Source organism: Bradyrhizobium sp. (assembly GCF_035570375.1).
Classification (GTDB): Bacteria; Pseudomonadota; Alphaproteobacteria; order Rhizobiales; family Xanthobacteraceae; genus Bradyrhizobium.
Genome location: NZ_DATMLW010000153.1, coordinates 20,780 through 34,133 on the forward strand (window position 1 = coordinate 20,780; position 13,354 = coordinate 34,133).

The window sequence follows — 13,354 nt, forward strand, 5'->3', positions numbered from 1 at the left end:
GTCATCGCTGCTCAGACTAATACGATTGTGGTGAGACGACTCGGACTTTTTAGGATGACTGAAGTCCGCTCAGACCGGGCCTTTGCCGAGCCCGGAACCAACGAGCTTCTTGGATGGATGCCCAGATAAAGCCACGAACTCGAACGAGACTTTTTTGCTGTTTCGCGCATCACGCAAAGCGATCAAGTCGGTTTGCTCGAACCAGGGTGGGACATGAAGTTCGTAACGATTTTGCTTGCCGCAGGTCTTTTGCTTGCGGGCGTGGGGGCAAGTCATGCGGTGGTCCGTATAGCGGATGATCGGGGCGGGCGCATCGGAAACTACGTCACCAAATTTCAGCGCCTGCGCTCATCCGGCCAATCCGTGATCATTGACGGTCTCTGTGCCTCGGCCTGCACCCTCGTCCTGGGTACGGTCCCTCACGACAAAATCTGCGTGACCTCGCGCGCGACGCTCGGCTTTCACGCCGCCTATGATTTCGGCAGCAACGGCCGCACCATCGCCAACCCCGAAGCGACCATGATGCTTTATTCGATGTATCCTGCGCCGGTGAAGCAGTGGATTGCCGCGCGCGGTGGATTGGCGCCTCAGATGATCTTCCTGCGCGGCAAGCAACTGGAGGCGATGTATCGACCATGTTACTGATGCGCCATTAGTGGGCCGGAAGCTAAATCTCTTCAGCTCCATCAGCCGACATTGACCATTACAGAGCTACCCCAGCCGTAGCGAACCCAGAGCTCGGCTTTGGTCAACGCAAACCGTAGCTGGTAGATTCCACGAGATATCGGCTCGTTCCCGCAGACGCCTGCAAGCGCGCCGCTCGCGCCCACCCCGGCACGAAACGCGGCTTCCTGGCCCAGCGCATGATGTGCTCGGCGACGGCCACTGCGTCGCCGTGCTGGTTCACGACCTCGACATTGGCAAAGCTGCGGCCGCATGGCGAGCACGAATTTCGTCGGCATCTGGACCGGCGGGACAGAAGCTTTGAAAGTGTTTGGCGCCTGGATCAGACGGGTGCGAGTGCAATGACGCGCAGCGGACTGCCTGAGCCATCGGCGATCTTGAGCGGTGCTGCGATGACCACTGCGCCGGTTGGCGGCAATTGGTCCAAATTGATAAGGCTGGTGATGCCGAATTTGCCTGCGCCATGCATCGTACTATGGTTGGGGAACGGCGGATCGAAGGTGCCGGCCTGCCCGGCGTCCGTGCCGATGGTCTCTACGCCGACGCCCAGGACATCGCGTTCGTGCGCCAGAAACTCGGAGCATTGCTTCGAGAACGCCGGCGAGTGGGGGCCGTCTTCGCGCACGTTTAGGAATTCTTCGCGATTGGTGCGGGCGCTCCAGCCGCTGCGCAGCAGCACCCAGGCCCCGGCGGGGATACGTCCATGCGCCGTCTCCCAGGATCGGACGCGCTCAGGTGTTAGCAGGAAGTCTTGATTGTCCCGCACCTCGGTCGTCACGTCGATGACGCAAGCGGGGCCGATGAATTTGTGAGGCGCGATCGTATCGGTCGTATTCTCGGGTAGATCTTTGCCCGTGACCCAGTGGATCGGCGCGTCGAAATGCGTGCCCGTGTGTTCGCCCAAGGTCAGGACGTTCCAGTACCATGCCGGCCCGCGGGCATCGTAGCGCGAGATTTCGGTGAGCGTCAGCCCCGGCGACGGCGCGAAGATCGGCGGGAGATCGATCACCGGCGTCTTGGGGCCCAGTGTCGTGGTGAGGTCCACGACGCGAATCCGCCTTGCTTTCAGCTCTTCCACTAGTTGGGCTAATACACCACCTGGTCGTCCATCCGCCATGCTCGTCTCCTTTGCGCCAAGCGCAGGTCACGTCTCACTCGTGCTGCCGCAGCGCCTCCAGCGCACGCTTGAACTGGAAGCGATTCTCCAATAGTGGCAAATCCATGTGGAACGACTTGGGCCCAATCGCCTCAACCTTGGAGACGATAGTCGTTAACGTGCTGCCTGCCAATGCGTCTGCGACAGCCTGCTTGAGCCGCTCGGGCGTGTCCGCCTCTGCTACCCGCGGAACAGCGCAAGCCCGCGCCACGCCAGCCAGATCGGTCCCGGTCGCAGTGGCTGTAGGGAAGCCGCCGACGGAGAGCAAGCTTCCATTGTCGAAGACGATATGCAAGAGGTTGCCGGGCCGATAACGCGCCATCGTGCTCAGCGTGCCGAGGTTCATCAGCAGCGAGCCGTCGCCGTCGATCACAACCACCTTGTGGCGCGGCATGGCGAGCGCGATGCCCAGTCCCGTCGAGGAAGCCAGCCCCATCGCGTGCTCAAGGTAGAAGAAGTTGGCGCGGTGGCCGAGGGTGTAGAGCTCCGCCGCGACGGCGCCCATGATTGTGACGACGATCTGGTCTTTCACCTCCGGATAGATTGCCTGCAGGGCATCCGCGCGCAACATGCCTACTCCTCCCACATTAGCTCGCGCGTCAGCAGCACGGCGATCGGCGAGAGCGACGCGTTTGCCAGCGTCTGGGCGTCCTTGATGCGGCGTTGAGCGTCTTCGGGGTTTGAGAGATGCCAGACAGGAATGCCTAGTGTCCGCAACAGCGGCTCGGTCACCATGCCGCCCTGCGTCTGCCAGGGATCGCGCTCCCCCATGTGACCGCGGTAGCTGATGAGCATCAGCAGTGGAATCTTATAGAGCAGCGCCAGCGAGACGATCGGGTTGATTGCCGCGAGGAAGCCGTGGTTCTGCATCAGCAGCGCGGAGTTGACACCCGCCAGGTGTGCCCCGGCGGAGATGCCGATCGCCTCTTCTTCCTTTGCGACGCGTATGAGCGTGACTTCGGGGTCGTCGTCGGCCAGGCGGATAAGGTGCACCAGCCAGGTCTCCGGCAGGGCGGAAATGATCTTCACGTCGCAGGCTTTGAGGGCATCGTAGATCACTTGGGAGTTGACGAGTGAAACTGGCATTGCTCTCTTTCCTGCCGTCGCGAGCCCTGTGAGTAGTTTAGCACACGCAATCGCTTTCTGGCGAGCTGCTCGTCCTCCGGGACACACCGGAGCGATTGCCATCGACGTTCTTGGGCCGCAAAACGACGCGAGGGACCAACGCAGAAGTCGAAATGCGATCGGGGAAAGCCTGCTTGAGCGTCATCTGCTCGAGGATTCGTCCCAAGATGATTTGTTAGTATGGCAGTCCTGCCTTGCGAAGACCTTCAGCAAACCTTTCATTGTAAGCTATCCAATCTGGACTGTTCGCCATGGATAGCTGCTGCGTTTTAAATTCGGTGACGGTCCTACTCCTTTCCCTGGGGTCTGCGAGATACAATTTGAGTGCCTCGCCCGCTTCAGCTTGCTGCCCGTTTAACGCCAAAGCCGAGATTAATATCAACATTCCGTAGGGATCCCGGCTCGGGGCACTTGCATCGGACCGACGTATCCATTCGATCGCATGGACGTCTTGCTGCATGGTAAAGAAAGCCTCGCCTTTCACCTCATAAAGCCCCCACAGCGTCGGGTCACGCGGGCTGAGACGAATTGCCTTGTCGATCAGCTCCAGCGTACGGTCTGGTCGAATCAGAAAATTGTTGACGCTACCAAGAACCAGATAGCACTCGATGGCGCTCGGATTGAGCGCAAGACAACGTTCCCCCTCAACGATTGCTTCCTCGTGACGGCCTTCCGCCATGAGGACCCAGGCCTTGGCACCATGGGCAGCGTGGTATTTGGGATCGACGCCGAGCGCCCGAGTGGCAAGTTCATCGGCTACCTTGATGGCGTCGTTCGGATTGCTGCTTTGCGCGGTGATGACCGGGAAGATTGTGGCAAACGCCGTTACACCGAGAGCGAGCACATTATTACGGTCAAGCTGCAGCGCGCGCCGACACAGGTCAACGGAGAGGAAATCGCCTGACCTGTACACGCCGGAAAGACATTGCATCGCCAGGTCCTGCGCATCCGGGTTTCCTGGCCGGGTCTGCATCGCGCGAGCAAGATCAATGTCAATGAGCTGAATCGAAAGCGCGCGGGACAGGCGAATGACTATCTCATCCTGCATCTCAAGCAAGTCGGACCGATCCGCATCGAACTGGTCTGCCCAAATATGTACGCCAGTTTCGGCGTCAATGAGCTGAGCGTTTACCCGAACCTTGCCACTGCTGTGCTGGGCGCTTCCTTCCAGCACATAGTGCACGCCGAGCTCCTTGCCGACCTGTTTTACATCGACCGCTTTGCCTTTGTAGGTGAACGCCGTGCTCCGCGCGATGACGAATCCACCCTTGACGCCGCGCGATAAGGCAGTTGTAAGTCCCTCCGTAATGACGTCTGCAAAATAGTCCTGCGCGGGATCGCCGCTCAAATTGGCAAACGGCAGCACGACCATTGAGAAACGCGACGTACCAGCAGCGACTTGAGGCGTTTTGCCTGATCTGATGCCAAGCCAGAGCGCGGCCGCGACCAGAATGAACCCTGCGATGCCGGCCGCGAGCCAGCTCCGATTCAATCGAAACCGCGACCGTCGATGCGCTTCCGCTGTCAAAGGAGCCGCTGGCAAAGCGGCGACCGTATTTGCGCTCAAGGCGTATACGCGCACCGGCCGGGCAATATTCTTGACCGATTGCTCGCCCTTGTCCTCAAAGCCGAATGGAACTTTGTCGCGGACCTGGTCATAGGCAGTGTGGGAGATACATAGTCCGCCGGGATCGGCCAGGGCCTCCAGACGTGCAGCAATGTTGACGCCGTCGCCATAGATGTCGCGGGGCTCCACGATGACATCACCCAGATTCACGCCGATGCGAAATTCGATGCGCCGGTCGCTTGGAACGTCGGCGTTGCGCTCAAACACCCGGCGCTGGATTTCAACCGCGCAGCGCACGGCATCAACCACACTCGCGAACTCGACGAGCGCCCCGTCGCCGGTGTTCTTGATAAACCTCCCCTGAAATTCCCTGATCGTCGGTTCGATTAACTCGTGCTGCAGCGTACTTAATCGCTGGTGGGTCCCCTCCTCGTCGCGCTCCATCAGCCGCGAGTAACCCGCCACGTCCGCGACCAGAACTGCCGCCAGCCTGCGCTCGAGGCGCTTTTGGACCATGGAGCCGCCCTCTTGGCCATCACAGAACGGATCGTATCAGACTAGACCTCACTTTCCATGGTCGCTAGGTGTCCGGTGCGGCCAACAGCCGACTTGACGTGAATGGACGGAGCCTACCTGTCAACATTCGCACGAATATAGGCCCAGATCGACTCTATCTGCTGCTGATCGAGCACACCGCGCCACGGTGGCATTTGGTTTTTTCCGTTCAGAACGGAATTGACGAACCGGTCATGATCCTGCGGCCGGAGGCGTCGAAGGTCGAACGTCAATCCTCCGCTGGTATTTTGCAGCCCATCCCCGTGACACGACGAGCAGTAATCCAGATACACCATCGCGCCCGTTTGGGCGCTCGGGTTTCCCTCGTCCGCCAGACAGATTGGTACGATAAGAGCACACGCGAGCGAAACGGCCGTCATTCGCAGGCCAGCATTCTTGTGAATACGCATTGGCTTCGATGATGCGCTTCAGATTATGCAGCCTATTGGACCGAACTGGTCCGCTGGGGCGCGTATTCCTCGAATAGTTTGAAGTTCCACAGCGTGCCCCCGGCCGGGACGTGCACCAGATTGGGGTCGCCGGATTTCATGGCGTACACCCCACCAATCCCGCTGGTAACTGTCACATACTGTTTGCCGTCCTTCTCCCAGGTTACGGGCTGACCGACAACACCCGACGGTGTTTGGAATTGCCAGAGAATCTTGCCTGTATCGGAATCGACGGCGAGAAATTCGCCGGTCATCATTCCGGTGAAAACGAGGCCGCCGCCTGTCACCAGCGTGCCACAGATATTGGGGCTCTTGAAGGGGATGGACCATTTGGACTTACCGGTGAGCGGATCAACAGCGCGCAAATATCCGCGCTGATCCGGATCATAGGCACCTGGGCGATTGACGCCATAATGTGGCTGGCCGGGCTTGAGGTCAGCGACTTGCTCGGCCGGCAGGGTCTCATAGTCCATGCCAAAATCGAGCGTGTTGATATACAGGAGCCCGGTCGTAGGATTGAAGGACATCGGTGCCCAGTTCTTTCCCCCCTGCAACGCCGGATAAATGCGCGCCTTCCCGCCTTTTTCCACGATCATCTTCGTTTCGTCGCTCCAGACCGGCCGGCCGGTTGCCAGATCAATTCGGTCAGCCCAGGTAACCTTGACAAAGGGATTGACCGCCAAGGGCTTCCCGGTCGCTCGTTCAATCACGTACAGGAAGCCGTTGCGGTTTGCCTGCATGATCACTTTGCGCTGCATGCCATCGATCGTCAGTTCGGCTTGGATCAGTTCATTGACACCGTCATAGTCGAACGGATCGTTTGGTGTCATCTGATAGAACCAGGCCGGTTTTCCGGTCTTCGGCGAAAACGCGACGATCGAATTCGTATGTAGATTGTCGCCTCTGCGATTAAGCGGATTCCAGGGCGCAGGATTTCCGATACCCCAGAACACAAGATCGAGTTCCGGATCGTAGGAACCTGTCACCCAGGTGCTGCCTCCGCCATGTGTCAGCGAACTGCCAGCCCAGGTCTCGGAGCCAGGTTCGCCGGGTGCGGGGATCGTATAGGTTCGCCACAATTGCTTGCCGGTCTGGGCGTCGTAGCCTTCCAGATAACCGCGCACGCCGAATTCCGCACCCGAGACGCCGGCGATCACGATCCCGTTTGCCACCAGCGGCGCCACCGTCATCGAATAGCCGTCCTTCGGGTCGGAAGACTTGGTACGCCATACTTCTTTGCCCGTCTTGATGTCGAGCGCGATCACCTGGGCATCCAGCGTTGTGCGGTAGAACTTGCCGTCGAAAAGCGCGCCGCCGCGGTTGACAATGCCACAGCAAACGACCCTGGTCGTCTCTGGTGCATACTCGATCATCGCCTTCCAGATTTCCTTGCCCGTCAGGGCGTCGACCGCGACTGTCTTCTCGTGGTCGGTCAGGTAGATGACGCCGTCCTTGATCAGCGGCTGTGCTTCCAGCCCTCGATTGTCGGCCATGCTGTAGGACCAAGCCGGGACCAGGCGCTTGACGGTGTTCCGATCGATCTGTGTTGCGGGACTGTAGCGCTGCTGGCTCATACCCATCCCGTAGGTCAGCACGTCACCGGGTGTCTTTCCGTCGTTGAGGAGATCTTGCCCAGTCTGCGCGAATGCGGCGAGCGGGAGAGTCGCGCCCACGAGCGCGGCGGCGAAGCGCACCTTCATGTCATCCTCCCTGAAGAACACTTGTTGAATGCCTAAAGCTTAGCACTTTGCCGCCGGGCAGCGAGCGAGAATTGGCACGCACAGCGCCCTCAGACGTCGATGAGTCCTGATGTCCGCTCCGGGTAGAAGAAGTTATTCGTCTAAGACCGTTTCAGGCATTCAGTTCGCAAGTGCATTCGACTTAGAAATGAAACTGAAGAATGTCATTCTCGTCGCGTTGCGATTTTTTTCGTTTTTACACAGCCAGGGTCATAAGCTGACCTGACGGCCCCGACATCCAACTCCCGCTTTGCCCTCGAAAGCGGACTCAAGTCGGACATCGTTCCATGTCCGGTAAGGGGCCAGTTCCGGACTCATGCACTGCAGCAAACAACCTTATTCGATCACCTCATCGGCGAGGGCGAGCAGTGATAGCGGAATGGTGAGGTTGAGCGCTTTCGCTGTCCGCATATTCAGCACGAACTCGAACTTCACTGGTTGCTCGATCGGAAGATCGGCGATGTTGGCACCCTGCAGGATTTTGTACACATGGCTCGCCGCGCGCCGATAGAGTTCCTCAAAGCTCGGCCCATAAGCCATGAGCCCTCCAGCCTCCGCCTGTTCCCTTAGCCCGAAAACGGTCGGCAGTTGGTTCTTGAGCGCAAGCTCTGCAATCTGGGCGCGATGAGCTGTAAACTCGGCGTCATCTGCCACCACCAGGGCGCTCGCCCCTCGTACCGCGGCAAATATCCCTTCGAGATCTTTCGGATCGCGCTCAAATTCCTTGTTGCATTCTCTGATTCCTTCACATACTGCGCGGTGTCAGGACTGGACTCGCGGATCAGAAGCGCGATTTTGCTAAGCTGGGGAAGCAACTGTCTGACCATCTGCAATCGTTTCGCTGTGACATCGGCGCTGATGGTGGTCATTCCGGTGATGTTGCCGACGGGCCGGGCAAGGCTCGCTACGAGCCCCGCCGCCACCGGGTCAATGGCGGCCACGAAGACCACCGGGATTGGACCTGCAGCGTCCCTGGCCGGCAGCACCGAGGGCGTTCCGGAGGCGACGATAATGTCCACTTTGTGACGTACCAACTCGGCGGCCGCCTCCGGGATTTGCGCTGCACTTTGCGCCAGGCTGTACTCGATGACGTAATGTTGGCCTTCAGCATAGCCCTGTTCGCGCAATCCTTGTCGAAAACCGTCAATGAATGACGCAGGTGGTGGTCCTACCCGCAGAAAGCCAATGCGGTGCATCTGCTTCAGCGGCTGCGCGTCTGCTGTGAGCGACCACGCAGCGCCGGTAAGAGCCGAAATAAAGTCGCGCCGCCGCATGTGAACCCCTGGGAGAACACGCTTGGCCGATAACAAAGTCTAGCACTTTGCGAACGAGCGGCGAGTGAGAAACGGCCCCATTCGGACTCGAAACTTGATCAGCTCCAGTGCCCGTGCGGCTTGCGTCGTCCGACCAGCAAATCTCGCTGACCGATCCCGACAACTGGCAGCCGGATTGGGCTTCGACTTGCCAAGTCGTCTGCTGCCGCAGAAAGGAACCTCAGCAAGCAAAGGCCCAGTGACCCGATCCAGCCGCGCTTCGTCACGGCCTTGAAAACTTGCTGCCGTCGATGGCAACGCTCGAAAAGCCCCATCTCACCGCAGACGTCGCGACGCCGGCTTGGCCCGGCAAATCATGCATCGCCGCCATGCGCAAATTGCCCGTCGCGCCAACTTGCCGCAGGCGTCCGCACTTGTGGCGTCGGGGCGAAACACTTCACCTTTCCCGCCGTCCCGCGCCCATCTGGAGGGGCGTATCGCGATCGTCACGAACGTAGGACGCGGGATGCGACGGCCGTGGTGCGCCTGCAGACGAACGTGCGCGCCTTAACGGACAGCGAAGTCGCGTGGTCCTGATGCCTCGACGCTGGCATCAAATTGGCGAGTGATGGTCATCCATCGCGCCGATGACGGTGACAAACAAGCCCGATCACCGGGGAGAGCGCGGAGTAAGCCGTAAAACCGTCGTGCAGGGAATGCCGGCATGTTGCGGTGAACCTGTGGTGACTATGCTTGCGTGCTTCTTCACTTTCGCACGCGAGGCTGCGGGTGCTATCCGAGCACCCGGCATTCCCTGCGCCCTCCTTTTCCATCGAGGGTGACCGCTTTCAGGCCTCGGACGCATGACCAGCGCCGCGAGAAGGTCTGGTCGCGTTTTCCTCTCATCGCGGTTTGCGATAGCGACCCTGCTCGAAAGTCCGTCTTATGATCGCGCTACACAATTCCGTTGACGATTTTCTCGTAATCGGCGTCGGAGAAGAGCCTGACCGTGGTGGTTCGCAGGTTTCCCATGGTCGCCAACGACAGCACGAACTTTGCGACCGTCTCCTCGTCGCGCGCTTCCAGCTGCAGGATGAAATCATAGGCGCCAAGCGCGAGCCAGGCATTCTTGATTTCAACGCCGAGCTTGCTGGCCTTTTCGCGCGAGGCCGCGCGGCGGCTCGGCATCTCCTTGATGGTGCGCACGCCCTGGTCGGTGTAACTGCAAAGCAGCATATACATGGACATGACAGTGTCTCCCTTGGCTTACAGGGCCGTCTACCGGTCCAACGGGGAGAAGCATGCCACAAATCGCCGGCTTCGCCGAGCCGATCTGTGACGCGCGCGTGAAACGGGAACCCACGGCATGCTTTCCCTCACTTGTCGTGGCCGGGCCCGACTTCGATGAACCCGAGTCTGACCAAAAGTATGCACCGGCCCTCGTTGCATACGCCCCCAACACGGGCGAGACTGTGCCCGTCAGTCCGTGGGGGATAGTAAAAATGCGTACTCTGCAAAGGTCGCGTTCTGCGGCGCGCGCTGCGCTGGTTCTGCTCAGCCTTGTCTTCAGCCTTGCCTTCGGCGCGGGCCTGGCGCTTGCAGCGGAGCGCGACGCCGGCAACGGTCCAACCGGAGACGACCTGACCCGCTTCGACATCGCCGAGTGGCACGACAAGCTCTATGAATCGACGAATGCATTGAATTCGCCGGGTGGCGGCTCGTCGGGACTGCGCGGCTGGGCGATGATGGCGCTCGCGATGTTCGAAGCATCGAACACGATCGACCGGATATATGCGCCCTACGCCGTCTCGCCCGCCTCGATCCCTGACGGAATCGATCTGAAAATTGCCTCGAGGCGCGTTGCCGTAGCCAAGGCCGCCCAGGTCGTGCTCGATGGGCTGTTCGCTCCGCCACCCTCACAGCCCAAAAATGCGCTCGCCCATCTTCGCCGTTTCGCCCACGCCAGCGAATTTGCGATTCACACCGCAGCCTTCGATCCGGCATCGCCCGCCTACGTCAACGGTGTGGCGCTCGGCAACTTCGTCGGCCAGGAGATGCTCAAAAACCGCGCCGACGACGGCCACCCGCCGGCTGACACCAAAGTCGTCAACGGCACCGACTGGAACCAGTACCAGTACGGCCTGCCCTATTTCCCCGATCCACCTCAATCCTCCGGCTACACCAGCGTCCGCCCCTTCGGCGTCGCCGCTTTCGGTCTTGCCGGTGGCGATGTGACGTTTGTCGTCCCGCCGCTCGACCCGGACAGCCCGGAATTCAAGGCACAGTGGGAGGAACTCTATCGTTACGGCACTTCGAACAGCTCGCGCTCGGCCCGCACCGCAGAGACCGACGCGACTGCACGCTTCCACGACGGCAATTTCGGTTCGCAGATCGGCAACACGATCGACATTCTCGCTTCCGCCGATATTCGCCAGACCGGCACCGATTTACTGAGGATCATCGCGCTGACGGCGATGTCCGCGCACGATGCCCATGCGAGCCATTGGTTCTGGAAATACCACTACCGCTTCGGCCGCCCGATCACACAGTACCGACAGGTGCCGGCGGACCAGCCCAACGGGCTCGGCGTTTTGCACGACGACGCCTGGCAGCCGGTTCTGACCACCTCGCCGAATCCCGAATATCCCTCCGGTCACGCCGCCCGCACGGGTGCGCTCACCGCCTCCTTCCGCAAGGCTTTCGGCGAGAACCTCACCTTCCGCACCATTTCGTTCTCCGACCCCACAGCGCCGCCACGCACCTACACCTCCTTCACCGCGCTCCAGGATGAGGTGATGATCTCGCGGACCTATGGCGGCGTTCACTGGCGCCACTCGGGCCCGGCGGGGCGCGACATGGCGCAACGCGTGACCGACTACATCTGGAGCCACTATTTGCAAAAAACCGCGTCCGCCGATGCCGAGACGAAAGAAAAGGCTGATGCGAAGTAAGCGCGATGGCGAGAATCTCACAGTCAAGACTCTGGATTGAAGCGCAAATCCTTTTGTGGGCAACTCCTCATACGCGTGGATAGACAGGCGCGTGCCTTGCTCCATCCGCGATCCGGCGCGAGAGTCCTCAACCATCGATTCGATTGAGCGGCGCAACGCCGTGTTGCAGCACGACGCCGCGCCTGACCATCGCAACCGAAAGGGACCGGTTCCAATGGCTGAAGACACTACTGCATCGGTTATTCCCCTCCATCAAGCCCCGCCAAAGAGGAAGGCGAGGACCAGCTCTGCGCGCGCCAAGGCCAATCGCCGGCGCAAGCGGCAAGCGGTAAAGCCGGCCGCGCCGATGGAGGAGGACTCCTCGGCGTCGGCGACGCTGATTCCGCCGGAGTTTTCCTCCGTCGATCTGGGATTGACCGAAGCGACGGTGACGCCGCTGCCGCGCGCGACGACGCAGGCGAGTTTGCCCGTAGCGCGGCCGCGGCGGAGAATCTCAGCGTTGCTGTTATCGACCGCTGCGCTCGCATTGGCTGGCGTCGGCATTACCATGAATGGCTGGTTTGCGCGCTCGCTGGGATCAAATGACATTGCGGGCTGGCTTTTCCTCGCCGTTGGCGTGGCTGCAGATCTTGTCGCGCTCGTCATGCCGACCTGCGCGGCCGCACTTTGGCAGGCCCGCCAGCGCGTCACGGCGCTGGTCGCCTGGAGTTTCTGGGCGATGACGTTCGTCTTTGCGGTAACGGCCGGGATCGGATTCGCATCGCTGAACATCGCGGACGCCACGATGATGCGCGCCTCCCGCGTGACGCCCGCCGTTGCATCGGCCCAGGCCGCGCTCAATGATGCGATGGCGGCGCGCGATCGCGAATGCAGGAACGGGGTGGGCAGGTTCTGCCGCGAGCGCGAGGCAACCGTCAATGAACGCCGGCAGGCGCTGGATGCAGCGATGAAGTCGGTCGAGCAGAGCGCCGATCCTCAGACGGAAGCGGCGGTGCGGATCGTTGGATGGATCAGCCGCGGCGCCCTGCGGCCAACGGGCGACGACTTCGCGATGCTTCGACTGGTGTTGCTGGCATTGCTGCCGCAGATCGGCGGCATCCTGCTCATGGTCGGACGATCGACCAGGTAGGCTTTATGTCACAAACAAAGGCTGAGAATCTTCAGCCGGCAGGTCTGTTCCGGCGTGGTCGCGACCCTCGTCTTTTCTCCCTTCGCCGGCTTGGTGCGGACGTCTTCTCCCGCGATCACCATCGCCCAATAGGTGCGGCCGCTTTTCGAACTTCTGGCGCTCGCGACACCCACGCGCGATGCGTCGTGCAACAGCAGATTGCTGCGGTGTCCGCTGGAGGCGATCCACTGATCGAGGGTTTTCGGGAAGTTGTCATATCCGAAGGCGATGTTTTCGGCGGCTCGATGCGAGCCTGCCGACGCCACGCGCGAACCGAACGGGCCGAGTACAGAATGATCGAGCACGTCATTGGCTGCCATGGCCGCGGCCTGCTCATGAGCAATCCGGTTGAGCGTGGGGTCGATCTTCACCTTGCCTTCGCCGTGCTGAAGCCGAAAGCTCGAGATCAGCTCTGCCTGGTTCGCGGACTGGGCGGCGACCGGACCGCAGAGGCCGAACGCAAGCCCGAGCGCGATCAACATCGCACGCCGAGATCTGCGAAGAATCATTCGTCTGCCGTCATCAGAAAGGAACCCCATCCTGCGATTGCTAACAAACCAGGTAAGACAAAATTAGGGCGGCCCTGGGGTTCTGATCATTCAGGCGTAGTACGTTTGCGCCCCGAGATGCGCAACGCCAGCGGGCCAGAGACAGCGATGGCCACATTGTCCTTTAAAATCGGTCATATTTTGCACTTCTTCAAACCT

General features: G+C 60.5%; 13 protein-coding genes. 3 read left to right on the plus strand and 10 right to left on the minus strand.

The genetic code is table 11. The annotated features are described in order from the left end of the window. Positions 1-213: 213 nt before the first annotated feature. On the plus strand, positions 214-645 hold the full coding sequence (locus VNX23_RS16010) for a hypothetical protein (RefSeq protein ID WP_325631557.1): 432 nt from the start codon (positions 214-216) through the stop codon (positions 643-645). 361 nt (positions 646-1,006) lie between these two features. Here the strand turns inward: VNX23_RS16010 and VNX23_RS16015 are convergent, their stop codons facing one another. From VNX23_RS16015 to VNX23_RS16055, 9 genes are all read right to left on the minus strand, one after another. Continuing rightward, positions 1,007-1,729: a cyclase family protein gene (locus VNX23_RS16015; RefSeq protein WP_325631559.1), complete on the minus strand. Its 723-nt coding sequence runs from the start codon at positions 1,727-1,729 to the stop codon at positions 1,007-1,009. Positions 1,730-1,835: 106 nt separating this feature from the next. Further along, on the minus strand, positions 1,836-2,411 hold the full coding sequence (locus VNX23_RS16020) for a thiamine pyrophosphate-dependent enzyme (protein ID WP_325631560.1): 576 nt from the start codon (positions 2,409-2,411) through the stop codon (positions 1,836-1,838). 2 nt (positions 2,412-2,413) lie between these two features. After that, positions 2,414-2,926 carry a thiamine pyrophosphate-binding protein gene (locus VNX23_RS16025; protein ID WP_325631562.1) on the minus strand — a complete coding sequence of 171 codons (513 nt, stop codon included), beginning with the start codon at positions 2,924-2,926 and terminating at the stop codon, positions 2,414-2,416. 214 nt (positions 2,927-3,140) lie between these two features. Continuing rightward, positions 3,141-5,048: an adenylate/guanylate cyclase domain-containing protein gene (locus VNX23_RS16030; protein ID WP_325631564.1), complete on the minus strand. Its 1,908-nt coding sequence runs from the start codon at positions 5,046-5,048 to the stop codon at positions 3,141-3,143. A 113-nt stretch (positions 5,049-5,161) separates the two neighbouring features. Further along, positions 5,162-5,497: a cytochrome c gene (locus VNX23_RS16035; protein WP_325631565.1), complete on the minus strand. Its 336-nt coding sequence runs from the start codon at positions 5,495-5,497 to the stop codon at positions 5,162-5,164. A 32-nt stretch (positions 5,498-5,529) separates the two neighbouring features. Further along, positions 5,530-7,236 (minus strand): PQQ-dependent dehydrogenase, methanol/ethanol family, encoded by a 1,707-nt coding sequence (locus VNX23_RS16040; protein WP_325631567.1) that lies wholly within the window; start codon positions 7,234-7,236, stop codon positions 5,530-5,532. A gap of 375 nt (positions 7,237-7,611) precedes the next feature. After that, a complete protein-coding gene (locus VNX23_RS16045; protein WP_325631569.1) occupies positions 7,612-7,932 on the minus strand; it encodes an ABC transporter substrate binding protein in 321 nt (106 codons plus the stop codon). Then, positions 7,842-8,549: an ABC transporter substrate-binding protein gene (locus VNX23_RS16050; RefSeq protein WP_325631570.1), complete on the minus strand. Its 708-nt coding sequence runs from the start codon at positions 8,547-8,549 to the stop codon at positions 7,842-7,844. Before VNX23_RS16050 ends, VNX23_RS16045 begins: the two co-directional genes overlap by 91 nt. A gap of 933 nt (positions 8,550-9,482) precedes the next feature. Beyond that, the gene (locus VNX23_RS16055; protein ID WP_325631571.1) at positions 9,483-9,776 is read right to left on the minus strand and encodes a GYD domain-containing protein; all 294 of its coding nucleotides are present in this window, start codon (positions 9,774-9,776) and stop codon (positions 9,483-9,485) included. Positions 9,777-10,030: 254 nt separating this feature from the next. On the opposite strand from VNX23_RS16055, the gene VNX23_RS16060 reads away from it, so the two are divergent. Together VNX23_RS16060 and VNX23_RS16065 are read left to right on the plus strand one after the other, a co-directional pair. After that, the gene (locus VNX23_RS16060) at positions 10,031-11,479 is read left to right on the plus strand and encodes a vanadium-dependent haloperoxidase (protein WP_325631572.1); all 1,449 of its coding nucleotides are present in this window, start codon (positions 10,031-10,033) and stop codon (positions 11,477-11,479) included. A gap of 214 nt (positions 11,480-11,693) precedes the next feature. After that, positions 11,694-12,608, plus strand: a complete 915-nt coding sequence (locus VNX23_RS16065; protein ID WP_325631574.1) for a hypothetical protein — start codon at positions 11,694-11,696, stop codon at positions 12,606-12,608. 8 nt (positions 12,609-12,616) lie between these two features. On the opposite strand, the gene VNX23_RS16070 is transcribed toward VNX23_RS16065, so the two are convergent. Continuing rightward, a complete protein-coding gene (locus VNX23_RS16070; protein ID WP_325631575.1) occupies positions 12,617-13,156 on the minus strand; it encodes a CAP domain-containing protein in 540 nt (179 codons plus the stop codon). Positions 13,157-13,354: the final 198 nt, after the last annotated feature.

Bases quoted from the DNA above. Each gene is read 5' to 3' on its own strand.
- VNX23_RS16010 (WP_325631557.1), top strand. From the start codon at position 214: ATGAAGTTCGTAACGATTTTGCTTGCCGCAGGTCTTTTGCTTGCGGGC.
- VNX23_RS16035 (WP_325631565.1), bottom strand. From the start codon at position 5,497: ATGCGTATTCACAAGAATGCTGGCCTGCGAATGACGGCCGTTTCGCTC.
- VNX23_RS16060 (WP_325631572.1), top strand. From the start codon at position 10,031: ATGCGTACTCTGCAAAGGTCGCGTTCTGCGGCGCGCGCTGCGCTGGTT.
- VNX23_RS16065 (WP_325631574.1), top strand. From the start codon at position 11,694: ATGGCTGAAGACACTACTGCATCGGTTATTCCCCTCCATCAAGCCCCG.
- VNX23_RS16070 (WP_325631575.1), bottom strand. From the start codon at position 13,156: ATGATTCTTCGCAGATCTCGGCGTGCGATGTTGATCGCGCTCGGGCTT.
- VNX23_RS16050 (WP_325631570.1), bottom strand. From the start codon at position 8,549: ATGCGGCGGCGCGACTTTATTTCGGCTCTTACCGGCGCTGCGTGGTCG.
- VNX23_RS16025 (WP_325631562.1), bottom strand. From the start codon at position 2,926: ATGCCAGTTTCACTCGTCAACTCCCAAGTGATCTACGATGCCCTCAAA.
- VNX23_RS16020 (WP_325631560.1), bottom strand. From the start codon at position 2,411: ATGTTGCGCGCGGATGCCCTGCAGGCAATCTATCCGGAGGTGAAAGAC.
- VNX23_RS16055 (WP_325631571.1), bottom strand. From the start codon at position 9,776: ATGTCCATGTATATGCTGCTTTGCAGTTACACCGACCAGGGCGTGCGC.
- VNX23_RS16030 (WP_325631564.1), bottom strand. From the start codon at position 5,048: ATGGTCCAAAAGCGCCTCGAGCGCAGGCTGGCGGCAGTTCTGGTCGCG.
- VNX23_RS16040 (WP_325631567.1), bottom strand. From the start codon at position 7,236: ATGAAGGTGCGCTTCGCCGCCGCGCTCGTGGGCGCGACTCTCCCGCTC.